The sequence below is a fragment of the Microcoleus sp. M2_D5 genome, from assembly GCF_036701935.1.
GTDB lineage: Bacteria > Cyanobacteriota > Cyanobacteriia > Cyanobacteriales > Microcoleaceae > Microcoleus.
Genome location: NZ_JAUBRP010000061.1, coordinates 1 through 24,898, shown reverse-complemented (window position 1 = coordinate 24,898; position 24,898 = coordinate 1). Strand labels below are relative to the sequence as shown.

23 protein-coding genes and 2 riboswitches are annotated in these 24,898 nt (G+C 46.5%); of the genes, 15 read left to right on the top strand and 8 right to left on the bottom strand.

The genetic code is table 11. From position 1 onward, the window contains the following. Nucleotides 1-93: 93 nt before the first annotated feature. Entirely contained in the window at nt 94-741 is a 648-nt protein-coding gene (locus QUA50_RS22080) for a Uma2 family endonuclease (RefSeq protein WP_333266897.1), read from the top strand. 101 nt (nt 742-842) lie between these two features. Here QUA50_RS22080 and QUA50_RS22075 read toward each other — a convergent pair whose 3' ends face one another. Then, nucleotides 843-1,292, bottom strand: a complete 450-nt coding sequence (locus QUA50_RS22075; protein ID WP_333266899.1) for a hypothetical protein — start codon at nt 1,290-1,292, stop codon at nt 843-845. Between the two features lie 97 nt (nt 1,293-1,389). On the opposite strand from QUA50_RS22075, the gene QUA50_RS22070 reads away from it, so the two are divergent. After that, a complete protein-coding gene (locus tag QUA50_RS22070) occupies nt 1,390-1,713 on the top strand; it encodes a hypothetical protein (RefSeq protein WP_333266901.1) in 324 nt (107 codons plus the stop codon). 15 nt (nt 1,714-1,728) lie between these two features. Next, nucleotides 1,729-3,864: a pentapeptide repeat-containing protein gene (locus tag QUA50_RS22065; RefSeq protein ID WP_333266902.1), complete on the top strand. Its 2,136-nt coding sequence runs from the start codon at nt 1,729-1,731 to the stop codon at nt 3,862-3,864. 348 nt (nt 3,865-4,212) lie between these two features. On the opposite strand, the gene QUA50_RS22060 is transcribed toward QUA50_RS22065, so the two are convergent. Next, nucleotides 4,213-5,787, bottom strand: coding sequence for an FAD-dependent oxidoreductase (locus QUA50_RS22060; protein WP_333266904.1), 1,575 nt, complete (start codon nt 5,785-5,787; stop codon nt 4,213-4,215). A gap of 248 nt (nt 5,788-6,035) precedes the next feature. Further along, nucleotides 6,036-6,755 carry a Uma2 family endonuclease gene (locus tag QUA50_RS22055; protein ID WP_333266906.1) on the bottom strand — a complete coding sequence of 240 codons (720 nt, stop codon included), beginning with the start codon at nt 6,753-6,755 and terminating at the stop codon, nt 6,036-6,038. A 233-nt stretch (nt 6,756-6,988) separates the two neighbouring features. After that, nucleotides 6,989-7,135: riboswitch (cobalamin riboswitch) on the top strand. A gap of 61 nt (nt 7,136-7,196) precedes the next feature. Between QUA50_RS22055 and QUA50_RS22050 the strand changes: the two genes are divergently transcribed. The 8 genes from QUA50_RS22050 (at nt 7,197) to QUA50_RS22015 (ending at nt 14,360) form a co-directional block, all read left to right on the top strand. Beyond that, nucleotides 7,197-7,916, top strand: coding sequence for an energy-coupling factor ABC transporter permease (locus QUA50_RS22050; RefSeq protein ID WP_333266935.1), 720 nt, complete (start codon nt 7,197-7,199; stop codon nt 7,914-7,916). 3 nt (nt 7,917-7,919) lie between these two features. Then, entirely contained in the window at nt 7,920-8,240 is a 321-nt protein-coding gene (locus QUA50_RS22045) for an energy-coupling factor ABC transporter substrate-binding protein (protein WP_333266908.1), read from the top strand. Between the two features lie 8 nt (nt 8,241-8,248). Further along, complete coding sequence (gene cbiQ / locus QUA50_RS22040) at nt 8,249-9,049, top strand: cobalt ECF transporter T component CbiQ (RefSeq protein ID WP_333266910.1); 801 nt, start codon at nt 8,249-8,251, stop codon at nt 9,047-9,049. A gap of 746 nt (nt 9,050-9,795) precedes the next feature. Continuing rightward, on the top strand, nt 9,796-10,614 hold the full coding sequence (locus QUA50_RS22035; protein ID WP_333266912.1) for an ABC transporter substrate-binding protein: 819 nt from the start codon (nt 9,796-9,798) through the stop codon (nt 10,612-10,614). A 420-nt stretch (nt 10,615-11,034) separates the two neighbouring features. After that, nucleotides 11,035-11,613 carry a Uma2 family endonuclease gene (locus QUA50_RS22030; protein WP_333266914.1) on the top strand — a complete coding sequence of 193 codons (579 nt, stop codon included), beginning with the start codon at nt 11,035-11,037 and terminating at the stop codon, nt 11,611-11,613. Between the two features lie 38 nt (nt 11,614-11,651). Further along, nucleotides 11,652-11,796: riboswitch (cobalamin riboswitch) on the top strand. Between the two features lie 162 nt (nt 11,797-11,958). Next, nucleotides 11,959-12,399: a hypothetical protein gene (locus tag QUA50_RS22025; protein WP_333266916.1), complete on the top strand. Its 441-nt coding sequence runs from the start codon at nt 11,959-11,961 to the stop codon at nt 12,397-12,399. A gap of 19 nt (nt 12,400-12,418) precedes the next feature. After that, nucleotides 12,419-13,285 (top strand): methyltransferase domain-containing protein, encoded by an 867-nt coding sequence (locus QUA50_RS22020; protein ID WP_333266918.1) that lies wholly within the window; start codon nt 12,419-12,421, stop codon nt 13,283-13,285. A 226-nt stretch (nt 13,286-13,511) separates the two neighbouring features. Next, entirely contained in the window at nt 13,512-14,360 is an 849-nt protein-coding gene (locus QUA50_RS22015) for an ABC transporter ATP-binding protein (RefSeq protein ID WP_333266920.1), read from the top strand. A 255-nt stretch (nt 14,361-14,615) separates the two neighbouring features. Here the strand turns inward: QUA50_RS22015 and QUA50_RS22010 are convergent, their stop codons facing one another. Beyond that, nucleotides 14,616-15,314: a diacylglycerol/polyprenol kinase family protein gene (locus QUA50_RS22010; protein WP_333266921.1), complete on the bottom strand. Its 699-nt coding sequence runs from the start codon at nt 15,312-15,314 to the stop codon at nt 14,616-14,618. 305 nt (nt 15,315-15,619) lie between these two features. On the opposite strand from QUA50_RS22010, the gene QUA50_RS22005 reads away from it, so the two are divergent. Then, entirely contained in the window at nt 15,620-15,901 is a 282-nt protein-coding gene (locus QUA50_RS22005; RefSeq protein WP_333266923.1) for an antibiotic biosynthesis monooxygenase, read from the top strand. 134 nt (nt 15,902-16,035) lie between these two features. Then, nucleotides 16,036-16,461 carry a DinB family protein gene (locus QUA50_RS22000; protein WP_333266936.1) on the top strand — a complete coding sequence of 142 codons (426 nt, stop codon included), beginning with the start codon at nt 16,036-16,038 and terminating at the stop codon, nt 16,459-16,461. A 214-nt stretch (nt 16,462-16,675) separates the two neighbouring features. Here the strand turns inward: QUA50_RS22000 and bicA are convergent, their stop codons facing one another. From bicA to QUA50_RS21985, 3 genes are all read right to left on the bottom strand, one after another. Next, nucleotides 16,676-18,349 carry a bicarbonate transporter BicA gene (gene bicA, locus QUA50_RS21995; RefSeq protein ID WP_333266925.1) on the bottom strand — a complete coding sequence of 558 codons (1,674 nt, stop codon included), beginning with the start codon at nt 18,347-18,349 and terminating at the stop codon, nt 16,676-16,678. Between the two features lie 501 nt (nt 18,350-18,850). Next, nucleotides 18,851-19,798 (bottom strand): glycosyltransferase, encoded by a 948-nt coding sequence (locus QUA50_RS21990; protein WP_333266927.1) that lies wholly within the window; start codon nt 19,796-19,798, stop codon nt 18,851-18,853. Between the two features lie 105 nt (nt 19,799-19,903). Continuing rightward, on the bottom strand, nt 19,904-20,374 hold the full coding sequence (locus QUA50_RS21985) for a tetratricopeptide repeat protein (RefSeq protein WP_333266929.1): 471 nt from the start codon (nt 20,372-20,374) through the stop codon (nt 19,904-19,906). 207 nt (nt 20,375-20,581) lie between these two features. Between QUA50_RS21985 and QUA50_RS21980 the strand changes: the two genes are divergently transcribed. After that, nucleotides 20,582-22,144: a glycosyltransferase family 4 protein gene (locus tag QUA50_RS21980; RefSeq protein ID WP_333266938.1), complete on the top strand. Its 1,563-nt coding sequence runs from the start codon at nt 20,582-20,584 to the stop codon at nt 22,142-22,144. A 34-nt stretch (nt 22,145-22,178) separates the two neighbouring features. Then, the gene (locus QUA50_RS21975) at nt 22,179-24,101 is read left to right on the top strand and encodes a hypothetical protein (RefSeq protein ID WP_333266931.1); all 1,923 of its coding nucleotides are present in this window, start codon (nt 22,179-22,181) and stop codon (nt 24,099-24,101) included. Nucleotides 24,102-24,483: 382 nt separating this feature from the next. Here the strand turns inward: QUA50_RS21975 and QUA50_RS21970 are convergent, their stop codons facing one another. Continuing rightward, a complete protein-coding gene (locus QUA50_RS21970; protein WP_332946242.1) occupies nt 24,484-24,630 on the bottom strand; it encodes a hypothetical protein in 147 nt (48 codons plus the stop codon). Nucleotides 24,631-24,898: the final 268 nt, after the last annotated feature.

Sequence of the window (24,898 nt, the reverse complement as noted above, 5' to 3'; positions counted from 1 at the left end):
TTTGGTGCTATTTATCAGTCAGGGGCGCACTACGCACCATAAAGTTACAAAATTGCATCAGTTATAATAAAGTTAAATAAATCGGAGGTTGAGATGGTAACGCTGCAATTAAGGCAAATCAGTGTACCCCCAGGGCAGAGAGTGCTGTTTCATGATGTCAACTGGCAGGAATTTGAGGCAATTTTAGAAGAGTTGGGAGAACACCGTGCCTCTAGAATAGCTTACAGTCAAGGAACTTTGGAGATTAGGATGCCACTGCCAGAACATGAATTCAATAAGGAAATTATTGGCGATATGGTGAAAATCTTACTCGAAGAACTTGAAATCGATCGAGAATGTTTTGGTTCGACCACTTTCAAACGAAAAAGTATGTTACAAGGAATTGAACCTGACAACTGCTTTTACATTCAAAATTATGCTCTAATGATTGGTAAAAAGCGCATCGACTTAAGTGTCGATCCTCCGCCTGACTTAGCAATTGAAGTGGATCTAACTTCGCAAACTCAACTGGACGCTTACGAGGCGCTGGGAGTACCTGAAATATGGCGCTATGAAAATAACGAGCTTCAGATTAATGTGCTTCAAGATGGGAAATATGTTGAATCTGAAATTAGTCCGACTTTTCCCAATCTGCCAATTATTGCAGCAATTTCTCAATATTGCGAACAAAGCCAAACAGCGGGCACGAGTCAAACTCTCAGATTGTTTCGCAAGTGGGTTAGAGAACAAATACAAAATTGATATGAAATCGGTATTCCCCGCACTTGCTGTCAGAACTCCGGCGATTTACGATCGCCAAAAAGCAATTTTCTCACAGCAAGCGTCCAAATCCCGTTGTATAGTTAATTTCGCTTTTGGGAAATAGAGAGAGAGTAAGGGTGTTGACCTTGAGCTCGATCGCCCACAAAAATAACATAAGTCCCCTTGTCCCCGTAACCGGAAAATTCTACATTCCCCGCAGCAGCATTCGCCGGTAGGACGCAGAAACGCCCCCTCGGCCCCTGAACCATCAAACTCGGAGCTCCAGCGGTTTGTACTGCAATCCGCCAGTAAGGCAAATCCTGCGTTACTTCGATGACGTGGTTCGGCCCTTGGGACACAAAACCGCAGTCGCCGCTATTGTTCGGGCCGCCGGAAACTCCAGAAACTCGCAGCGGTTCGGGAAATCCCGGAGCAATTTGCAGCGGTTGGCTCCGAAGGGCACCGGCATCCGCTAAAATCATTGCCAAGGCTAGGGTCACGATCGAGCTAAACCACAGTTTGCCGCGATCGCCCGGATAATGGATCTTCATGTTTCCTCACACAATGGCATTTGGTTATAGTTCTTTGACGGTAGGGGATAATGGCAGTTCCAAACACATTAATCTAAAATAACTTCCGAATTTTTTTATGAATCCTCAAAATAACTTCAATTGGCAGCAAGCGATCGGAGAACTAAAAGCTAAAGTAGAACGATCGCCGCTCATCACACAAAATTCAGACAGCTATCAAGCCGTCGGAACCTTCTACAATCAATTACTCGACAAGTTTCAAAGACTCCCCAAACCCGGGCAGGTGGCAGCCTTTGCCTTGGCATCGATAATTGTCCTGACAGTCTTCAATAGCATCGTACAGCTAATTTCAGCGCTGATGACTCTTGCCGTTCTCGGAGTGCTAATCTACATAGCGTATAAATTGGCAATTTCCCCCCAGTCCTCAAATAACGACAAATAATAGGAATTTCTAAATATGGCTAACCCCACCGCGCCCAGCGGCATCAATCAACCCGATCCGTCTTGGCAAACACAATCCAAGCAAATGCCACTGCTGGTTCGCAGGTGCGGCGCTTGGGCAGTGGAAATTTCGTTAATTGCGGCCAGCGCCCTCGTTCCCTTCAGTATCGGGGCATTGGTCAACAATGAATCTCAAACAGCGCCACTCAATTCCTCAGTAGCAGCAGCATCCGAAACTGTCGCCCGTACTTTGGGCATACCGATGCGCGATCGCAGCCCCAGAGTCGCACACCTAACTAATCTATTCTGGTCGGGGGCACTGCTGGCACCTGCAGTTTTAGCGGGGTGGCAACTGTTTTTGCTCGCCAGAACAGGTCAAACTATCCCCAAACGCTGGTTCGGCGTCAAAGTTGTCACCGCGTCGGGTACTCCTCCGGGTTTTGGGCAAGTGCTAATTCGCGAAAGTTTGGGGCGCTGGGGAGTGCCTCTGGGCGTCGCTTACGGCATTTGGCGCTTGAGCGGTGCGTTTCCAGATTTGCTGATTTTAGGGGGACTCAGCGGCTTGGGAGTGCTCGCAGACGGGGCTTTTGCGTGGCGCTACAAACGGCAAGCGGGACACGATCGCCTCGCCAATACTTTGGTGGTCAACGCTCGATCGAATCAACTGTCTGACAATCCTGTCAAGAGTCCAGATTGGACTGAGGAAGACGCGCAGATTGCGGCTTTGGTTGTGACTCCACAAAGCGGCCTGAAAGCAAATGCCAGTTTGTGGAATTGGATGCGCCAACACCCTGGCACGACTTTAGTGATAGTTACCGTCGGCAGCGCGGGATTGATTTTAACTTTGTTTGTCGGGACTCTCATCTACACTCAAACTCAAGCAAATATGCGAGATTCCCGGCAGCGGAACGACGAATTATTTGTGGCTTTAGTCAGCAAATTGTCTCCCACATCGGCCTTGGGGGCATCCGGCAGGCGATCGGCTATTTTGGCTTTGGGGGCGGTGGAAGACTCCCGCGCCGTACCCCTGCTAGCGGATTTGCTCGCTCAAGAAGACAACCGCGCCATGCTGGACGCGATCCAGCAAGCTTTAGTCAGTAGCGGCCCGAAAGCTTTGCCCCAGTTGCAGCGGTTGAATCAAGCCCTCAGCAACGACCTCGATTCCCTGCGGTTTGGCGGCAAGGCCCCGGAACGCGAGTTAGCGGCCGCCCGCCAGCGAACAGTACAAAGGGCGATCGGCAAAATTCTCACAGTGTATAGCAGCCAACTCAACGGCGCGGATCTCAGCCGCACGGATTTAGCTCAAAGCCCTGCCGGCCCGTCTCAGTTTACTTTAGTATTAAACAAAGTTGACTTGTCGGGAATTAAGCTGAGAAATGCCAATTTAACCAATGCCAGCTTGCAGGGAACTCGCTTTTACGGCACCGGCGAAGACAGGCGTCCGGGTACATTTGACGATTGGATTTCTGACTTGAGCGGCGCTAATTTGGAAGGAGTAAATTTGACCGGGGCGTCTTTGAACAGTGCTGTAATGAACGGGACTAATTTTGTGCGCGCTGTCATGAACAAAGCTAATTTGTCAAACGGCAATTTGAATTCAGCTAATTTCAGCAGTGCTATTTTAATTGGAGCCAATTTACAGGAAGCAATGTTAAGAAATGCCCGTTTTACCGGAGCAGATATAGGAAGTGCGAATTTGTCGCGAGCGGATTTGTCAGGTGCGCGTTTGGGCAAAGTGAAGGCTCAAGGCGCTCAGTTGTCCTTGACAAATTTGTCTAAATCGGAATGGCAAGGCGCTGATTTATCCGGTGCTGATTTGAGCGGCGCCAACTTACAAAATGCCAATTTGACTTCGACTAAACTCGCCAACGTGAATTTAAAAGATGCTCGGTTGCAAGATGCCAATTTTCGGAATGCAGAGGTGAGTTCGGTTGATTTTAGGGGCGCGAATTTAGCGGGAGCGGATTTTAAAGGCGCTGTGTTTATCGGGAAAGCAGCTTCGGATCAATTTATTCAAAATCCCACGACAGGTAGTAAATCCGGTAGATTCCTAGGAGTTGATTTTGCGGAGGCTAAGAATTTAGATAAAAGTCAAATTGCTTACATTTGTTTGCAGGGGGGCATTCATCCGAAGTGCCCGCAGAAGAAGTAAGGATTTGTTGTTAGCAAGTAGGCTAATACAGTCGATCGACGAACAGGTCGTTATATCAAATCCGGTAGCATCGAAATTAATATTACCGAAATCAGTTATGTAGGGTGCGTCGCTGTTCTATGGTTCAATGGAACTTGCAGATTGTTGATGGCGGCGCACCTTACAACAAGATTGTGTGTACCGCATATAAATGGAATATGCTGTAAAATGCAGAGGACTTGCATTCCTCACTACAAACCAAGCGGAAATAATATTAATACCAGTTTCACTCATTTCTTGCTAAAAACTTTTGTGTTGAGTTTCGTTCCCCGATCGGGCCTACTGCTGCATTGTTTGTTGAAATTGCTATTACGCAATAGCATCCGAACTGACAAGATTCTCAAATTGCGCCAATAGCATTCCATCACCATTATTTGGAACTCCAAAAATTTTAGGTAACTGGCCTGTTTGGGCGAGAACTTGTCTCACTTCTCTGTTAGATACATCGGCTAGATTTTTGTTATTTAGAATAGCATTAACCGCAGCGATACCCACACCTTGACCAACTGCGGCGTTGAATTCAACTATTCTGCCGACAGAACAGGCTAACCCTTCAAATCCAGAACACGGACTGACTACTGCCAGGTTAGGAACGTTTTTAATTAATGCGTGGCGGATGCCAATATTAAAGATAGGCTGTTTAAAACTCAGACTTTTAAACCATCCTAGACTGTTTGCTTTCTCGCCAATACCCTGGATGCCTCCCCGTACATCAAAATGATAGCTAAATGTTGCCAGGGCTTCATTAGCAGGTACGCCACCTAACAGCATTTGTGCGCCAGTTAAAGGTTCTACAACTCCCGTCACATTGCCAGCGTGTCTGATATAAAGTTCTGAGGCATAAGTAACAGAAGTAGCCCCCAAACTCCTCAGCCAAGTTGTAATAAATAACATCTCTCTTTGCATATTAGCCGTGGGTTTGCTCCCGCTTCTAGCTAAGGCTTCGGCTTCGCTGGCTGTGACTGCAAATAAAAGCGCATTCCACGAAAGTCGGTCATTTGGAAGTATTGCTATATTTCCCTCATCTAAAATTACGCCAGTTTCAGAAAAAGATAGTTTTCTTCCTCTAAATGAGTGGTAAGCTACAGACAGAGCCGGCGCGCGAACATCGATGTAATCGTTACCCGCCCACAGAGTTTTGAGATTGCCTCTAGTGTCGATCATTTCCCGCCGGAGTTCTTCTGCTAATTTGGCATCCTTGCCTGCCGCGTACAGCAAAAATTTTTGACTCTCTGCATCGGCCAGGTTGGTAAAGCGTTGTAAATAAATATAATCGAATTCTTTCAGTGCTCTTGCACTGAGTCCTTGGGTTTCAAAAACGAGGGTGACTGGAAGTTCTGAATTAGGCAGACCAAATGTTTCAAATCCCTTCAGCTTTCTCACACCGGCAGCTTGAGCTAATTCGGCATTGACAGTGGCATCAATAAATTGCTTGCCGGCATAAACTACGCCTTGAGAGGTGGTTATACTGACAATTTTTTGACCTTCTTTACTGACTGATTTAATTTCTACTTTGCTGAGGAGATCGGCCCCAGCTTTTACCAGCATTTCTTTCAGCGCTGCACTGGCTTTGCGGGGGTCAAGTGCAATTGCGGTGACACCGGATTTTTGTAAGAATTCTTTATAGATTGTCGCGGGTGAACCAAAGGTATCTAATTTTAAAGATTGTTGAAGTTCTTCACTAATCTGACTTCTATCTAAATAAGCAAGACCGCCTCTTACCAAATGCCCGCCAATTCCTTCTTGCAAGCTTCCTTTAGACATCAGTAGAATTCGCGGATAACGCTTTGTTTGGCGCAAATATTCTCTGGAGGCAGAGATAACAGCTAGAACTCCTGGAACTTCATCACCAAAACAGATGACATCGTAAGAACGCAGATTCATGACCATTATTTAATAACCTCTGTTGATTTTCATGTTTTCGAGCTGCATCTCAATGTTTGCCGTCCAACTCTCTGTTGTTCCCAAATCTAGCTCGATATTTCCTGATTTTTGCGATAAATATTCACACATTTCTGGAGGCAGCAACCGGGTTTTTTCCAGAAAATCCTCCGTTGAGGACGATCGATCTCGGTTGAAAAACCCGGTTTCTGAGCGTCAAGAGTGCGTCAGTGTTGTGCTTTGGATTGCCATCAGGTCAGATTATCAGGATCTATCCCCAACTCCCGCAATCGCTGAGCTAGTCGATCGGAACGTTGGGCCAATCGATCGGCGCGCTGCGATTCCTGTTGGGCGCGCTGGGCTGATTCTTTCACCTGTTCTTCAGGAGTCAGATAACGTTTTCCATCGGCATCATACCAATACAACCACTCCCTTGTCACCCCAGAATAACTTCCCCTTTCACAACCAATCCCTAAACCAATTTCAGGCATCCAAACAGGATGTCCTGGCTGTAACTCGTACTTCCCATTGACTAACTTGTGTACTTCCAAATGAGGTTTACGGCGGCGGCGGGAAGAATAAATGACGTAATAAAGTACGCCTAGAGCTTGATAAGTGTCTAATTTTGTGCTGTATTCCTTGCGATAAGTTGGGGAAACAACTTCTAGCACGAAAAGTGGCATGACATTTTCATCCCACAGCACGTAACTAGGACGCAATTCTTCGTCGTAAAATCGTTCTACTCCTAAACTTAAGAAAGCATCTGGGACAATGGGCGGTTCGTCAGGGTGATGATAAATACCCATATCTATGCCAAAAAACCAGTCCATCCGTTCTGCCCAAAGTATGAGCAATATTGCTTTTAACAAGCCTGGTATTAGTTCTTGCAGTTCGTTATCCACAGGCGTTTCATCTGAGTCTGGTAGTTCATCGGCTGAGGGCCAGTGCCTCGGAAATTTGTAATCTAACATGGCGGCTTTCCTCAAAACTCACTAATATTATAGCGTTTACTTGTTTGGCGATACTTGTTTATCTGGCTACAAACTACTTGATAAATACTAAAAGAATATTTGTTTAACGAACCGCGAAGGCGCGAAGGACGCGAAGGAAGAGAAAGAATAGAAGGAAGAAGATAGGTAATCTCGACTGATTTAATCTAAATGAATTTTTGTAAAAGATTTGCTGAGATTTACGCGATCGACTAAACTATGTCTAACCAGTCGGTTCTAATGGGGAGCAGCCGTTAGAGGAAAGGGGGAAAGTTCGGTGCAAGTCCGGCGCTGTCCCGCAACTGTAATGAGAGTTTTGTCGCTTTCTGAGTCAGGATGCCCGCCGATGTGTTAATTTACATTGTCTCATCTGCGAGGTTCAGCGTGAAGACCAGAAATCGGAAATTGGTCAGCTTGGGATTGATGGCTGGCTTGAGTTGTTATATTGTCCTGGGCACGGCAACGCCCGCCGCAGCTATGCACATTTCGGAAGGTTTTTTGCCGGTGCAATGGGCTGCATTTTGGTGGATTGTGGCGTTGCCTTTTTTTGGTTTTGGGTTGCGATCGATTACTCGTATTACAAAAGAACACCCGGAACTTAAACTATTGCTAGCTTTAGCCGGTGCGTTTACTTTTGTGCTTTCTGCTTTAAAAATTCCCTCGGTAACTGGCAGTTGTTCTCACCCGACGGGTACGGGTTTGGGCGCAATTTTGTTCGGCCCTTCGGTGATGGCTGTACTGGGGGCTTTAGTTTTGTTGTTTCAAACGTTACTGTTAGCGCATGGTGGCTTGACAACGCTGGGAGCGAATATGTTTTCGATGGCAATTGTCGGCCCTTTTGCTGCCTATTTTCTCTATCAATTGCTGTTGCGAACTGGTAGCCAGCGGGCGGCAATTTTTTGTGCGGCGGCTTTGGCAGATTTGCTGACTTATGTGACGACTTCGATTCAATTAGCGTTAGCTTTTCCGGCAGCAAGCGGCGGTTTTATGGCTTCGTTTCTCAAGTTTGCTGGCATCTTTGCTATCACTCAAGTACCCCTGGCTATTAGTGAGGGATTGTTGACTCTATTGGTCTGGAATTGGCTGCATTCTTACGGGAAGCCGGAGTTGGAAACTTTGAAATTATTGAGACAGGAGTCATAAGCCGTGAGTAAAAGAAACACAAGCAATCAGCAAGCTACTTCACAACAAAATTGGATGTTGGTAATTGCTGTTATCGCGCTTGCCGTTATTCCCCTAGTTTTTGTCCGGGGTGAATACGGCGGATCGGATGGGGAAGCACAGAAAGCGATTGCGGAAATTCAACCGGAGTATCAACCTTGGTTTAACCATTTTTTTGAGCCTGCTAGCGGAGAAATTGAAAGTTTGCTGTTTGCGACTCAAGCGGCGCTGGGGGCTGGCGTAATTGGATATGCGATCGGGCTGTACAAGGGGCGATCGCAGCGACAAAAATCTGATGATGAATAGCCGTCGGAATGAACCATCAGATTGATAGTCTGGCTTATACAAATCGCTTGCGGGGGTTGCCACCATCTCACAAGTTATCCTTTGCGATCGCCCTTTTAATTCTGTCTCTGGTTTCTGGGGCGATCGTCCAATTGTCGATCGGCCTTTGGTTGGCCGTCTGGATCGTCGTCTATGCAGGCATTCCGGGGAAACTGTATTTGCGGTTGCTGTCGCTACCGTTGATGTTTTTGCTGACAAGTTTGCCTGCTTTGGCGATGGGTGCGGTTGAGTTAAGTCAAATCCAGGAAATTCAGTGGGATATTTGGCAAGGTTGGGGCATTAGTACCGGCACTTTTTATCTGTATGTGAGCCGCACCGGAATATACCAAGTGAGTCTGCTATTTGCCCGCGCCTTCGCCTCGACAAGCTGTATGTATTTCATCCTCTTGACGGTGCCATTTACCGAAATTTTGCAGATTCTCAGACAATTACGCTGTCCAGAGTTAGTCACAGAACTGCTATTACTAATGTATCGGTTTATTTTTAGCTTATTGGCGATCGCCGATGAACTTTGGATAGCACAAAACTCGCGCTGCGGCTACCGCACTTGGAAGCGGGGAATGCAGAGTTTCAGTATTTTAATCGGGCAATTGCTTCAGCGAACTTTGGAAAACTACCGTCAAGTTTCGCTTAGTTTAGCGTCGCGCGGCTTTAATGGAGAATTGCGCGTTTGGAATTCTTACCCTTATAAACCTTCGCGAAGATATACATTGGAAGCCGTGTTTGGTTGCACGGTTTTAACTTTGTTAAGTGCGGTATTTCAAGGCTAAATTTATTGTTATTCCTGGACGAATGGGGGTCAGAAACCGGGTTTTTTGACCGAATCTGCGATCTAACGCGTCTTTTCGTAAAAAACCCGGTTTCGAGGAGTCGGAGTGGGTAAGTCCTGCATTATATTCACGATTAGTGCCGGTGACGGTGGCGGTGGTTAATATCAACGGGAGTTACGCATCACAATCAAAGAAACCGGGTTTTTACAGAATCGGCAGGTTGTAACTGAGATATTGCAGCATTCTCAATAATCTTTTTATGAACAGGCAAGATGTGAGTTGTAACCAAGTATTCTCGCAAAAAACCCGGTTTCTGAACACCCGCGCCTCCAGGAATATTGTTGATAATTCTCCTATTCTCGTTAGTTTAGCGGGCCGGATTTGAATAAGGGCGATCGCACTTGTTGCAACAGCTATTACAAATACAGCGGATTCCAGGTTTATAAAGTACACCCCAGAAACCGGGTTTCTTCTGGATTTGTCGCCAGAAACCGGTTTGATTCAAGAAACCCGGTTTCTCTGTACATCACTTACCTGGAAAGTGCTGTATGACTTTTATGAACTTAATTCATGAATTATATGAATTGACGTGAACATTAGTTGAATGAATAATTACAGTATCAAAATAAATAGAAAAAATTCTGTATCAAGATACTAACAAAAACAACAGCCCACCCCCATTATTTTTATTATTGCCATCGGCTTAATTTGGTTGGACGCCTACAAGTTCCTTCCCGGTTTATTGAATGCCAAAAATTAAAATAGACCTACATCTACATCTACATCGGCAACGATCGCACCAGGAGCGCCAGACGAGCTTTACCAATAATCTATCAGGATTTGGCAGCTACATCTTTCGGACAGTACCCAATATTAGCTTAATGGCAGCTCCTTTAGCAGAATATGCAGTCAAAACAGAACGCAAAACTAATATTGCCATTCGTTATGATTCCCAAGCACCCAATAACATATCATTTAAAGATGAATTTGTGGCATCTCTTACTGCTGCTGGTGGCAAATTAGTTCCCACTGTTTGCGACTTTTCCTTACCCTCTTTTAATGCGGAAAGTGCGATCGCCAATGCTGTCAGCAAAGGTGCACAAGGATTGATGGTAGCGCCCCACATCGATCGCATTGACCGTGCCATTTCTCTGGCTCGCAGCAATCGAGGCAAATTGCCACTCTACGGCAGCACTATCCTCTGCACCTTTCAAACTTTAAAAGACGGACAAAAAGACGTTGACGGGCTTGTTTTGCCCGTTCCCTGGCATCCTGAAACTAATCCCGGTAGCCGTTTCCCAGAAAATGCCCGCCAGCGTTGGGGAGGAATTGTGAATTGGCGAACAGCAACGAGTTTTGACGCGACTCAAGCTGTCATCGCTGGCTTGCGGCAAAGCAATACGCGGTTCGGATTGCAACAAGCACTCAAAAATCCGAATTTTTCGACAGCAGGATCGAGCGAGGATGTGAAGTTTTTGCCCGCGGGCGATCGGGCTGGTAAGCCGATTTTAGTGCAAGTTAAACAAGGAGGAAGCACTGGCTATAACTTCGTCCCGCTGCGGTAAGTTTGTTAAGTAATATCATGTCCAGTCGATTGACCATGATTCCTGTAGGGGCGGGTTCACCAACAATATTTGCCAAAAACCGACAATCTCAAAAACCCGCCCCAGCTTATGTATTATGCGCGATCGATCGGACATAATATAAGTTTCCTAAGTGCGATCGGACTCATATTTTGCATCATTTTTATTAATAAAGGGCTTGTTTGTGGGGTGGGGGCGGGTTTATTTAACCTGTCTGCACCATGAGAAAGCTTTTGGCGAACCCGCCCCTACAGGCTTTTTCTTTTTCTCAGACTATTCGTGGGAATGCGTAGCCGAAGCTGCGGTATCCAAATAATATCGAAATAAAGATAACAAATCATCCCTCTAATTAAGGATTTTTAAGATAAACTGAAATGAGTAGATTAAAGGAGACCGTTGTGTATGATCGCGCAAGTTGAAACCAAAACCTACACCGCTGAGGAATATCTAGAATTGGAAATCAATTCTCAGGACCGGCATGAATTTATCAATGGGGAGATTGTTCTGATGGCTGGCGGCACACCGGATCACAATGAAATTACGAGCATCTTAAATGCTATTTTGAGGGTGGGCCTTAAGGGTAAACCTTACAGTATTTTTGCATCCGATCAGCGGCTTTGGGTTCCGCAGCTTAATAATTATACTTACCCGGATGTGATGGTGGTAGCGCGCCCGATCGAGTTGCAATCTGGACGGACGGATACAATTACCAATCCGCTGCTGATTGCTGAGGTGCTATCTAAAGGTACTAAAGCTTATGACCGCGATGAAAAGTTTGCTGCCTATCGCAGTATTCCTAGTTTTCAGGAGTATTTATTAATCGACCAGTATCGGCTACAGGTCGAGCAATATTCTAAAACTGATGCGAATAAGTGGATTTTTTCGGAATATAGCTGTATGGGCGATCGGCTCAGTTTAACCTCTGTTGCTGTGGAAATTTCGCTGGCGGATTTGTATGAAAATATTGAGTTTGGTGAATAGGCGGACGGTTTTTTGGCAAATATCCCAAATAGTGGTAATATTCCCGTATATCGATCGGCTCTGATGAAAAACACACATCAGACGCAAGGGGGAAAGTTCGGTGCGAATCCGGCGCTGTCCCGCAACTGTAATGAGATTCTTGCTTCTCTGAGTCAGAATGCCCGCCGATTTGTTTGCAATCATGTTTTTCATCTGCGAGGTATGGATGATGGTGAGTTTATTATTTTTTAAATTATTGAATTGGGGTTTTTTAACCGCAGATATCAGCAGATGAACACAGATGAACGCTGATGTAATGCGAGCTGGGTTCTGAAGCGTATCTTATTTTAATGGAAATGAAAAGAAATGCGAGTGGAAGATAGTGTTTGGCAGGGTAGTTTTGGCTACTGGCAAAACTTGTTTATTCATCAGAATATTTTGCCGATCGGACATACTGCTTGGAATGGTTTTTTGCATCGAGGACGAGGCTTGGTTGCTTGCAAAATCAATACTCCCATTAACGGTTCTGTGAATTGGAGCGTAGATACTATCAAGTACGATCTGCAATTTATTTCGGACTTGGAGGCAACTGTTTATTTGCAACAACTAGAAATAGAGGATAACACTGTTTTAAATCTGCTCCAAATCATTGATAGCTACGAGCCCAAGGAAGCAATTATATTTGTGTCGATCGCCCACGGTAACATTGATATCAATTTGTTGCAAAAGTTGGCAATTTCTCCGGTTGAGTGCTATGAACAGGTATGCAAGCGCTGGGAAGAATTTCAACTCTGCCCGCAATCCTAAAACTTACTAAATTTTCCCAATGTCGCAGCCAAAATCTATCGAAATTTCTAAAGTAACTCGCTACCAAAATGCAGCGCTTAATTACTATTTGGGCCTGACAGATTCGCCCTACCTTCACTACGGCTATTGGGAAACCCTACCTGTACCCGCTGACGAACTCACGATCGCACGATTGCGCGTCGCTCAGCAAGCTTATACAGTAAAACTGTTAGATGCAATCCCCAAAGGCACTCATACGATACTCGATGTGGGTTGCGGGATTGGCGGCAATGCGGCTTATTTGCTCGATCGAGCTTTTGCAGTGGAAGGGCTCGCACCCGATCCTTTCCAACAACAGCGCTTCCTCAAGTGTACGGGCGATCGGGCAATCTTCCACCTCACCAGGTTTGAAGACTTCAAAGCAACCCATTTCTACGATCTTATTCTCTTTAGCGAAAGTAGCCAGTATATGTCGGCTGTTGATATTGCTAACGGTGCCGCCAAAATCCTCAATCAGGGTGGTTATGTTTTGCTGGCTGATATGCTGCGATCTGATGCTAATTATAAAGAGGGAATGTTCTCTAATTGTCATGTTGTTACGGAACTTCATGCAGCATTAAAGCAAGCTGGATTCACTTTAGTAAAAACTGAGGATATTTCCGCTCATATTGTACCGACAATCGATTTGTATGTCGATACTTTCCGCCGCTATGGACTGAACACAATGATTTATGTTGCGGATTTGATTGCGATTACACTTCCCCCCGTCCACAAATTCCTGCGCTGGATATTTCGTCGCTGGTTCAAGAAGCTGGTGGTTGAAGGATTGGAGGCAAGTCAACTTTTTGAGCAACATCTCTGTTATGAAATGCAACTTTGGCAGTTGGCAAAATCCGATCGAGGCTGACACAAATATAGCAATTCTCAATCATTTGTGAATTTCTTACTCCCTCCCCTAGATAAGGGGAGAGTTGGGGTGGGGTAAAAAGTTTACGACTCCTGCAAGGATTGCTATACAATGGAAATCGGTAATTGGTAATTGGTAATCATTCATCGGTAATCGGTAATTCGAGGCATAGCCTCCGGGTATTTATTCCCAGGCAGAGCCTGGAAGGCTATAACAAATAACAAATATGTCTGAATGGATTCTCGAATTCGATCGCACTTCCTACTCCTATCCCTGCGGTTCGCGAGTGGCAATTCAGGGTTTAAATCTCAAAGTTCCCGCTGGGAAACGGTGCGGGCTGATCGGTCAAAATGGCTGTGGCAAAACCACATTTTTTCTGTTAGCAAATGGCTTGTATCAACCGCAACAGGGAATCATTAGCTGGCAAGGTGAACCCTTTCGCTACGATCGCAAATCTTTGATGCAACTGCGCCAACAAATCGGACTCGTCTTTCAAAATCCCGAACATCAATTAGTAGCTTCGACGGTAGAAGAAGATATTTCCTACGGATTGTACAATTTAGGCTTGAGAGAATCCGAAATTGCTCAACAGGTGCAGCAGGCGATCGACCAATTCGATCTAAGCGAACTCGCCCGCGAACCAATTCACAGTCTCAGTTTAGGGCAGAAAAAGCGGGTGTCGATCGCCGATATCATGGTTCTCAAGCCCAAACTGCTGCTGTTAGATGAACCTACCGCCTATCTCGATCCGAGTCACACCCGACAACTGATCGGTTTACTCCAACAAATTCACAGCGCCGGAACCACCATCCTTTTAGCAAGTCACGACCTCGATTTTATCTACCGCTGGGCTGATTGGGTGTTTGTCATGGATCGAGGAAAACTAATTTTAGAAGGAACACCGGAAACCGTTTTTGCTCAGCGGGATGTGTTGGAACAATTGCAGCTTGGCGTACCGCTGGCGATCGAGCTGATGGAGAAAATAAGGGGGATGTTTCCAACAGACGATCGCTCAAAAATCCCCGCTTTCGAGCAATGGCAACAACAAATTTTACAAGCACGTCGCCTGCTTTAACGAGACTTATAAAATTGATAATTGGCGTTGCTGATTCACGGTATGAATTATCTTTTCGCTGGAATTAACAAAACTCACCCGACTTGGTTTATAGTAATTGCGAAATGTTGCATTCATAAGCTGTTCTACATTTAAACTGTGTGTCAAAAATCAATAACACTCTTGTGGGACGGGCTTCTAGCCTGTCCCAAGTTTCCAATTTAAATGCGTAACAGCTTACCTGTATCCAGCAAAGCCCCCTGGGGGAAATTCAGATTACACATTACCAATTAAAAATTGATTTAGGAAAAAGGCGATCGCCCCACTGCCAATGGGCACAGTCAGATTGTCAATTCCCAGCTTGGAAACCGACTCCAAAGTAGCAGCAACCAAAGCTACAACAGCAGACACAGCCCAAGTTTGCCAAACTGCGCCTTGAACCGCCAGCAAAATCAAACTACTAATAGCAAAACTCACCAAATACATAGTTGCAGAACCTTCCCAACTCTTCTGTATTCCCCCAACTCGATAAATATGTTTGCCGTATTTCTGGCCGATGACAGCAGCCAATCCGTCGCCCCAAGTCATCACTAAAATGCCCAAAGCAGCGTATTCCTGATGCTGTAGCGGCCAAAACCAAGCTACAAGAACGCTGATACTAACAGCATAAAAAAAAGTCCCCCAACTCTTCCGGTTGATACTGTTAAGACTGGGCAAAATCGGAACTTGGTAAGAAATTAGGGCGATCGCACCTGCTAAAATTCCCGCCGAAATCCCCACCCAACCGGGTATTTCCAGCCACCAAGCCAGCAAAATCACATTTCCAGTACCGATGTGCACCACCTTCCGCGATACTTCAGGATCTACAGGAGTAAAGCGATTTAAGCCCTCAGCTACCAGTAAAATCAAGCCCAGCCAAATACCCACGAGGGAAATTTGCAGCCACACAGTCGGAATTTCAGAAAATATAGACACGATATTTAGGAAACACTTATTTACATCAGGTACTGTTTACTACTTTACAGTCCTGGACGCATAACCTCTATATCTAGGGTGCGTTGTGCATGGAGTCTTACCGCTATAATTTGCGCGTCAAACCATTTGTTACGTAAATCTTGATACATAAGTATGTCATTGCGACCAAAAGGAAGAAATCGCTTCCATTGATGACAGGTTTGCATTTTGGACGTGGGGCGATCGCAATTTAGGCAAAAAAATGTGCGATCGCCTGTTATAATTTGCAGCATCACCAACTTAAAGTTTCCATAAAATTTATTACTATGCACTATGTCTTAATTATTCATGAAGTAGAAAATTATGAAGCTTGGAAACAGGTATTCGATCGTGCTGAAAGCATCCGAAAAGAAGCTGGAGAACGCTCCTATCAGGTCTTGAAGTATGACAATGAACCCAATAAAATCGTTCATTTCTCCGCGTGGACATCAACAACAGATGCAAGAGCGTTCTTTGAGTCGCCTAGACTGGTTAAAATTAGAGAAGAAGCCGGAGTTAAAGCTCCTGAGTTTATTTATCTAGACCAATTAGAGTCAGGAGTATTGTGAAAGACCTATTTGTATAATGTAAGTTGTTCAAACTATGTGGTTAAGTTTTGAGTATGTACGACGGTAGCTACTACCAGCTAATGGCAGAGTACAATTGCTGGATGAACCAAAAGATATATTCTGTATGATCGGCAATTCCTGATGAACAGCGCAAACAGGATATGGGTGCCTTTTTTAAGTCGATTCACGGCACTTTGAATCACTTACTGTATGGTGACCAAGCATGGATGGGTCGTTTCACTCTTCACCCATTTTCTGGTACCGTTATCGGTCAAGAACTGTATGCTGAATTTGAGGCTTTGAGAGCCGAACGGGAGACAACGGATCGGCAAATTATAGAATGGTCTAGACACCTTAATTCTGACTGGTTGAGTCAACCGTTTGAGTACACCAGCAATGTAGATGGTAAATGCCGCGTGCTACCGACTTGGGTTCTGGTGACACATATGTTCAATCATCAAACTCACCATAGAGGGCAAATTACCACACTGCTCAAACAACTTGGCTGCGACCCCGGCATTACAGATATTCCGTGGCTACCCGCTATATCATTGGGATAATTTCTGCACGCACGAGCGAGATGATTGTTGACTGTTGGCTGTTGGCTGTTGGCTGTTGGCTAAAATTATGCTTTCGGGACAACTGACTGTTTGGACACTTGAACAATACCGATGCAACCGGAAACAAGATGAAAGGGCCGATCGAGCCATAGAAATAGCAGGAAAAACGGGCACTCCTGCTAAACCACTACTATTTTGGCGAATTCGCGCCTTGTTACACAGGCGCTCCCAAGGGGATGCCTTTGTTGTCAACCACAGCGACGGCTTGTCGCAAGGCTGCGGTACGATCGCTCAGGAAATGCTCTGGCGCGATCAGATCCAACAATCCCAACTTCTGCAAGCGCTGCTGAATTTTCTCGCTGGCACCGACGATGTAAACCTGCAAACCCTTATCGCAGGCATCGCGAATCGCATTTTCGATCGCCAGCGAAGCCGTCACCCCCAGCATGGGCACAGCAGTCAGATCCATCACCAAAACATCCGCATCCTTCATAGCATTGTGTTCGCGGGAAATCGCCTTCGACAACCCAAAAATCATCGGGCCGCTTAAGCAGAACAGCAACACGCGCCCCTTACCCCGATCCAAAAGTTGCTTCTCCTCCTGACTGATGAGTACCTCATCATCCGTATCGGAAATCAGCTTCACTCCCGCAGACTGCAAACTACTCAACCGTTCGATAGTCAGGATATTGGCAATAAAGACGCCCACACCCACCGCCACAATCAGATCCACAAACACAGTCAAAAACAGTACCCCGTACATGATCAGGGAACCCTTAACAGATACTTTGTGCGATCGTTTCAGGAAACTCCAGTCAAGAATATCAATCCCCACCTTCAGCGCAATCCCCGCCAACACCGCCATCGGAATCGGTTCAGTTAACTTCGCCGCCCCCAAAACCACCACCAGCAACACCAACGCCCGAGTTAAACCCGACAGCGCCGAAGTCGCGCCTGTTTGAATATTGACCACAGTTCCCATCGTTGCCCCGGCCCCCGGTAAGCCACCGCAGATCCCCGATACGATGTTGCCAATTCCTTGACCGATCAACTCCTTATCGGACTTGTGCTCAGTCCGCGTCAGACTGTCCGCCACCACCGCCGTCAGCAAGGTATCGATACAGCCCAGCATCCCCAGCATCACCGCATTCACAAACATCACCGTGAGTTGACCGGCGGAAAAAGTCGGCAATTGCAAGGGAGGCAGTCCCACCGGAATTTCTCCAATCCGGCGAATATCCGCGCCCTGAAACACAGTCAGGGAAATTACCGTGCCGACAATCAGCGCTATCAATTGCGGGGGTACGATTTTCTTCAGCTTTTTGGGCATCAGGAAAATAATTGCCACCGTCAAGATACCGAGAATTGCTTCCGGCGGATTTACGTTTGCCAGCAACTGCGGAATTGCCATAAAAGTGCCCAAAACACCGCCCTTGGGAGGGGCTTGACCCAGAAACGGTGCAATTTGCAGAATGATCAAAATCACGCCAATTCCCGACATAAAGCCCGAAATCACGCTGTATGGCATCAGGGTGATGTATTTCCCTAGCTTGAAAATACCAAAGATGATTTGAAACAGCCCCGCCAGCATCACAACCGTAAACGCCATTGCTAGCCCTTGTTCGGGATTGCTGGCGGTGAGGGATGCGACGATCGCAGTCATCACCACAGTCATCGGCCCCGTGGGTTCCGAAATCAGTGTTGGGGTGCCGCCAAACAGCGCCGCAAAGAAGCCAACGCAAATGGCACCGTACAGTCCCCCGATCGGCCCGATTCCCGAAGCGACCCCGAAGGCGAGGGCCAGGGGCAGCGAGACAATGGCAGCCGTGACACCGCCGAATATGTCGCCCTGGAGATTATTGAAACTAATCCGATTAGTGATTGACATGAGTGGTGCATTAATAAAATAGATAGAATTTAACAATGCTGACTTCGATCCCTTCACCCACTCTCAGGGCAAAAGTTTTCCCTAATCGCCTCACAGATAGCACAAGCAGGGCAGACCCAAGGAAAGGTCTGTAGTCGTGCCCGATCGATGTCAAAGTCGTAAATACTTAATTTTCAGTATTTCTTAATTTCTTAATTTAATCTAAAACGTGTCCGATCGAATTTTTATTTTTTGCTGCAGACTCTCGGAACAATCGCCGGCAAATTCTCGATCGAGCCAAATCTCAGTAAATCTCAAGGCCAAACAAAACCCCGTACTCTAATAAATTAATATATTATCCCCTGCTGATAGTTAATAACTCTTATTGATGGTTAGGATCGCGAATTAAATAATTTACACTCTTGAAAGTGGGATGGGCGTCCCGCCCGCCCTTTCTGGACGGGCTTTCAGGCCCATCCCACAAGAACCATCACGCATTCTAAGTTATTTAATTCTCATTCCTTATTTGATCAACTCTCGCACAAACTCAAACGCCTTTGGACGCAACTCCACTGGCAGCAGCGACAATCCCAAACCTGCCCACATTTTCGCCGCAGAAACAGACTTTCCCTCCCGCACCATCAGGCGTCCTTTTGCAGTTTCACCCACCTCAATCAGCCGCAAACCCAGCGCTAATTGAGTTTCTGCAATCCTTTTGATCCTGACTGTTTCCAACTTCTCGGAATCAAATTCGTAGCCGGTCAAATAGCGCAATTTATCGCTTAAATACGGAATTGCCCGATCGACTCCTTGCTGTCCTGCGTGAACTCGATACTCCATCAACAGCTCCGGCAAGTAATAGCACTTTTTGCCCGAAATCGCAAGTCTCACAAACAAATCGTTATCTTCGCAATTTTGCAAATTCGGCCGCAGAAATCCGACTTCTTCCAGGGCGCGGCGCCGAAACAAAGTCGCCCCTATTTGCAAACTTTGTCTCAGAAAAACTGTGGAGAGCAAATCTTCAATAATTCCAGCCGACAACTCGGTGCGCCCCCACTGCTGCGAATTGAGTTTCGTCTGGTTTTCGTCTATATAATTGTTAATGTCGATCACCCAGTGATCTGTACTGACAAAATCGATGCTGGGGTCTTTATCTAAAATAGCCGATGTCCGCTCTAGAAATTGCGGGTTCAGGCGATCGTCATCGTCAAACTTGATAAAATACTCGCCCCTTGCCGCCGCAAAGCCCGATCGCATATTATTACTCTTGCCGATATTCTGCGGGTGGCGAATGTAACGAATCGGGCGATCGACAAATTCCGACATCAACAGAGGAGTGCTGTCAGTAGAACCGTCATCGCAGATAATTAATTCAAAATCTGTATAAGTTTGATCTAGCACGCTGGCGATCGCACAAGCCAGTAGATGCACTCGATTGCAAGTAGGAATGCAAACGCTAATTTTCGGCACAAATTTATACTATTTTAGATTTGAAATCGTCGAAAAATTTTGCAATTCACTCCAGAAAAAAGAACCACCAATGCCCTATGCCCTATGCCCTATGCCCTATGTATTTTAACTCAAACGAGCCGTACATTCGAGAATTAACTTTTGATTCACCAAAGCAAAAGGTTGAATTTCCAAAGCGCGACGAAACGCTTGAATAGCATTTATGTATTCTCCCAAGGCAGCGTAGCACAAACCCAGACCGTGCAAAGCCCCAAAATGCACCGGGTTCAGTTTGAGAACAACTTCGCAGTCGTCGATCGACTTTTTATAATTTCCTTGGGTATAGTGCAGTACCGCACGTCGGTTCCAAGCTTCCGCAAAATCCGGCGCTTCCGCAATCAATTTCGTCAGCAAATCCAAAGCGTGGTGAACATCGCCTGCATCTAACGAAACTTGCGATCGCCTGAGAATTTGCATCCCATAGTCACCCTTCTGGTTAAACCAAGTGCGCCAGAGTTCTGTAGTTGCGCGATCGCGCACGCTTTCGTCGGGCTTTTTCAAGTCTTCCAGCAGCGCCTTGACAGATAATTCGTCCATAGGTGCGAAGATTGTTAAAAAGGTTTGATCGATCAATTTTATCGCGCCAGCGGCAACTTTATTTATTTCACATCTTGCACCATTCTCGCTTAACAGGCTTTTCGGCCTGTGAAGCGATAAAATTCACTCTTTGTGGAACAGGCCGAAAAGCCTGTTCCTAAACAAGTAATTGAGAATGGTGCAACATCTCAGTTTATTCCACATCCCATGAAGATTTTGATGCTTTCCTCGACTTTTCCCTATCCGCCAAGCCGCGGAGGAACTCAGGTAAGGACGTTTAATTTATTACAATACTTGAACCGGCGGCATGATGTAATTCTCGGTACTGTGCGATCGCCCGATGTCACCGACGCACAAATCGACGCATTACGAGGGCAAGTCACAGAATTAGCAGTTTTTCCCCACCCGCGATTACCCCCCCAACCCCCCCTTGGCAAGGGGGGGCTAAGACTCCATCAGGAGACTCAGGAGCTGTTATTTCCCCCGCCTAACCAGCAGACTGAGGAAGAATTCTTACCTCCCCCCCTTAACAAGGGGGGGATTGAGGGGGGGTTCTTTCCTCCCCCCCTTGGCAAGGGGGGGCTAACTGTGCAGCCGGGGCTTGAAGAGGGCTTCTTTGCTTCCCCGCTAGCACCCCCCCAACCCCCCCTTGGCAAGGGGGGGCTAACTGTGCAGCCGGGGCTTGAGGAAGGCTTCTTGCCTCCCCCGCTTAACAAGGGGGGGACTGAGGGGGGGTTCTCTGAAATAATAGGAAAATTCCACAGATTCAGTCGATTTTTGTTGTCCGGGACACCTCCCAACGTACTCTCAAGCTACTCCCAAGCAATGCAGAATTGGGCAGACGAATTAGTAACTGCAGGCAAATGCGATGTTGTCACCTGCGAACACAGCGTTAACGAGATTTACGTGCGTCCAGAATGGCGGCAAAAAGTGCTGACAGTGGCAAACATTCACAGTTCCGTTTGGGGAACTTGCAGGGAAATGTTAGCCACCGGCACTTCGGAAAAACCCCTGCGCGATCGACTAAATTTACCCCTACTCGCCCGCTACGAAAAACGCTACTGTTCCAAATTCTCCCGCATTGTGGCGACAACATCCACAGACAGAGAGCAACTTCTAGAATTGCTGTTGTCTCCGGTTCGGGTGCGAGGAAAACAAGATTTTTTTGTACCTCCCATTGATGTAATTCCTAACGGCGTGGATTTAACTCAATTTCCGTACCGGTCGATCGATCCGGGAGGACACACCTTAATTTTTGCAGGGGCAATGAACAATTTGCCCAATATTGACGCGGCGCGGTTTCTGAGTTTGCAAATACTGCCGCCTTTGCAGCAGCGCTATCGGGATGCTACCCTCACCTTAGTAGGGGCTTCGCCAGTCCCGGAAGTGCTCGCCTTGGGGGAACTCCCCGGAATTCAAGTAGTAGGTCGGGTGCAAAGGGTGGCAGAATATTTGCATCAAGCTGCTGTTTGTGTGGTGCCGATGCGGATTGGTTTTGGGATTAAAAATAAAACTTTGGAGGCGATGGCTGCGGGAACTCCCGTGGTTGCTAGCGATCGAGGTTTGGAGGGTTTAGCCGTCGATGGTGGCCCGCAACTGAGAAGGGCCTTGCGGGCCAACAATGTTCAGGAGTATGTTGAGGCGATCGCCAGTTTGTTTGAAAATCAGCAGCTAAGACAGGAGCTCTCTGTCAGCGCTCGATCGCTCGTTGAAAGCCAATACACTTGGGATATCATAGGTCGGCAGTACGATCGGCTATTGCAATTTTAAACCCTAAATTCTAAAATCTAAATTCTAAAATGGCATGATGGAACACAAAATTAATCCCTCAAAAAATCGAGCCAAACCCCCAGAAAATCCCAAAGTTGCTCCTCCCCCGACAAGACGCCGGCGCCAAACCCGACGCCCCAAAAATCTTCAAGAGTCCCAGCTTCCAATACCTACTCCCCGAACTCGCGCCAGATATCCCTGGAAAAGACTGATAGCTAATTTGACAGCCCTCAGCATCTTGGGTGGCTGTGCAGCTTTGATGGGAGGCGGCGCTTGGCTGAGTTATCAGCTCATCGTCGATCCCAATGGCAACAAGTTGATCTCTCAATTTGTGCCGGAATGGTCGCGCCTGCCTACAGGTAGCAGAGATTCGATCCAAACTCTCGATCAAATCAAAGCCAGCATCCGCAAATTGGGATTCGTAACCGGAGAACCCCTGCCGCTTCCCGTCGATCGAGCCGGCGATAATTCTATTTCCGATTTGCTATTACCGGTGATGGTAGAAAGAACTGTTAAGGCTTCTACAGTTTGCAAAAATCCTTGCCGTCAAATTGTCGAACTTCGGGTGTACAAGCGAGTGCAACTTCCCGATCGCAGTTCCGATAAAGAACAGTATTTTCAGTTAGCAAGTTCTGTGAATGTAGAAGGCCCTGCGGAATCTTTTGTCATTGCTTCTTTAGCTGACTCTACATCTGACAATCAAGCCTCGAATCAGTCGTTACCCCTCACAGAACTGCGCCGCTTTGACGGCAAGCCCCCCGCCTCTGGCATTTGGTTTAATGTCAGCGGTCAACTAAAGCAGGGCGACAAGAAAATTCCCTACGGACAAGTCGTTCGCTACAACCCCAGCCAAAATCATTTAATGCCGCTGTTGGAGTGGGCGAGTGCGGCCGGACAACCGCCGAATTGGCAGCAAATTGTTAAGGGCGAAAACCCGCAGTTGGCGATCGACCAAACAGTTGGTTTAGAGCCGCAATTTACCCTTTATCAAATTGGCCCGCGCAAATTTTTGCCCAACCCAGTTCAGTTAACGGCGATTTCTTTAGAAGAAATTGCCTTCAATGACGAGACTTACAAAAATGGGCTGCGACTGGCGAAAAGCGGCCTGTGGTCTCCAGCATTAAATGTCATGCGTGTGGCGAAGGGGAAAGCCGGCAAAAATTGGCCTGCAGTCGCGCAAGCTCAGCTAGAAACGATCGAATTTCACGCTAAAATTACTCGTGCTCAGGCGATCGCATCTTGGGCCAGTCCCGGTCAACAAGTTCTCGCAGAATTGATCGACGGCCGCTGGACTGAAGCTTTGCAAGTATTTGAAGCCGATCCGAGCAACTCTCACGAAATAGCCACAACCCTCAAAAATGACGGCGGGCGGATCTGGAACCGCATAGACGCCGCCTTGAGAGTGAATGCCGCTGACGCCGATGTCAAGGCTTGGGGCGCCCTGATTGTAGCGTCTCAAGACGGCACTCGCGAGGCGATGAATTGGCTCGACCAGCAATCAGATACTGACAGCGAAACAAGAACTCGAATTCGGAATTTGGTCAACAAACTTCAGGAAGCAGTTTCTCAGGCTGAAAGTTTAGAATACCACAAGAGTCAAATTATGGGTTCTGCTACTTTAATTAACAGTGTCAATCCCGCTGAGTGGCTGGAACCAGAACCGAACAACGAGTTAAAATTGGCGGGAGAACAAGTTTGGTATCAGGTGCAGGTAGCGAGTTTTTACGACGGTAGCCGCTGGGTTAATTCGCCCTTTTCTGATGTAGAAGTAAGCTCTTTTCCTGCTACTCAAGTTAAGTGGCTCTGGGGGCGGCTGGGCTTGCAGGCTGACCCCAAGATTAAGATTGAGGTAGCGATGGCTAACGGTCAACAAAGAGTTGCTGTAGGAACGGTGAAAGCAGTGCAGATTCAAGACGGAAGTCTGCGCTTGCTGGCGGCAGTTGACAAGCGATCGTAATCTGGCAGAAAGCATTCGGCAGATAGAACAGTCCCGGAGGCACTCTTGATATTATGTCCGGTCGATTACCCATAATACGGTAAGGGCGGGTTCACGAAAAATATCTGCCAATAAATGACAATCTCAAAAACCCGCCCTTTTAATCGCGGTCACTCGATCAGACATGATATGACACAAAGAAACCGGGGTTTTTTACCATTTCTGCCCATCGCAACAGAAGTATTTTCGTAAAAAAACCCGGCTTCCTTCCACCTGTACGTCCAAAACTCGGAAAAAGGAAAATTCTTTCTCTTGCCCCTCCCGCAACTCGGACAACAATGCAGACAAAAATTTTGTTAATTTAATTAATTAACACAACCTGTGCACAAAAAACCCACAGATGTCAAATCGCGCCCTTTTTAGAGAGTGCGGCAATCATCTGCCGTTTCACGGCTTTAGCCCAAAGCTCAAACTCCAAACTGTTGATATTCTGAATTTTCACTTCCTCAACAGGCTGAGTTGGGGCTTCTTTCTGTGCTGTAGTCTCCATTCTTTTTTCCTCGTCCAAAAAATGTTAGTAGTCTATCGCAAACGGTTAGCATCATACATCTATTTTAATAACTAATTATGGCAATAAATTACACTAAAGGCATAGAATTCAACCATAAAATGCAGTAAATACATCTAAGTTATGCAATTTACGAATTTAATGTAATAAAACCCTACAACCCTTGTTATATATCAGGGTAAACGCATCTTAACTGGAACCCAAAATATGCTACAGTTAAATCCGACTAAATTTCAATGTAGTTTGTTGT

Coding starts and splice junctions, on each gene's coding strand:
- QUA50_RS21975 (WP_333266931.1), top strand. CDS start 22,179: ATGATGGAACACAAAATTAATCCCTCAAAAAATCGAGCCAAACCCCCA.
- cbiQ (WP_333266910.1), top strand. CDS start 8,249: ATGAACCATCAGATTGATAGTCTGGCTTATACAAATCGCTTGCGGGGG.
- QUA50_RS22080 (WP_333266897.1), top strand. CDS start 94: ATGGTAACGCTGCAATTAAGGCAAATCAGTGTACCCCCAGGGCAGAGA.
- QUA50_RS22065 (WP_333266902.1), top strand. CDS start 1,729: ATGGCTAACCCCACCGCGCCCAGCGGCATCAATCAACCCGATCCGTCT.
- QUA50_RS22020 (WP_333266918.1), top strand. CDS start 12,419: ATGTCGCAGCCAAAATCTATCGAAATTTCTAAAGTAACTCGCTACCAA.
- QUA50_RS22005 (WP_333266923.1), top strand. CDS start 15,620: ATGCACTATGTCTTAATTATTCATGAAGTAGAAAATTATGAAGCTTGG.
- QUA50_RS21970 (WP_332946242.1), bottom strand. CDS start 24,630: ATGGAGACTACAGCACAGAAAGAAGCCCCAACTCAGCCTGTTGAGGAA.
- QUA50_RS22070 (WP_333266901.1), top strand. CDS start 1,390: ATGAATCCTCAAAATAACTTCAATTGGCAGCAAGCGATCGGAGAACTA.
- QUA50_RS22060 (WP_333266904.1), bottom strand. CDS start 5,787: ATGAATCTGCGTTCTTACGATGTCATCTGTTTTGGTGATGAAGTTCCA.
- QUA50_RS22035 (WP_333266912.1), top strand. CDS start 9,796: ATGCCAAAAATTAAAATAGACCTACATCTACATCTACATCGGCAACGA.
- QUA50_RS22030 (WP_333266914.1), top strand. CDS start 11,035: ATGATCGCGCAAGTTGAAACCAAAACCTACACCGCTGAGGAATATCTA.
- QUA50_RS22075 (WP_333266899.1), bottom strand. CDS start 1,292: ATGAAGATCCATTATCCGGGCGATCGCGGCAAACTGTGGTTTAGCTCG.
- bicA (WP_333266925.1), bottom strand. CDS start 18,349: ATGTCAATCACTAATCGGATTAGTTTCAATAATCTCCAGGGCGACATA.
- QUA50_RS22055 (WP_333266906.1), bottom strand. CDS start 6,755: ATGTTAGATTACAAATTTCCGAGGCACTGGCCCTCAGCCGATGAACTA.
- QUA50_RS21980 (WP_333266938.1), top strand. CDS start 20,582: ATGAAGATTTTGATGCTTTCCTCGACTTTTCCCTATCCGCCAAGCCGC.
- QUA50_RS22015 (WP_333266920.1), top strand. CDS start 13,512: ATGTCTGAATGGATTCTCGAATTCGATCGCACTTCCTACTCCTATCCC.
- QUA50_RS21985 (WP_333266929.1), bottom strand. CDS start 20,374: ATGGACGAATTATCTGTCAAGGCGCTGCTGGAAGACTTGAAAAAGCCC.
- QUA50_RS22050 (WP_333266935.1), top strand. CDS start 7,197: ATGGCTGGCTTGAGTTGTTATATTGTCCTGGGCACGGCAACGCCCGCC.
- QUA50_RS22025 (WP_333266916.1), top strand. CDS start 11,959: ATGCGAGTGGAAGATAGTGTTTGGCAGGGTAGTTTTGGCTACTGGCAA.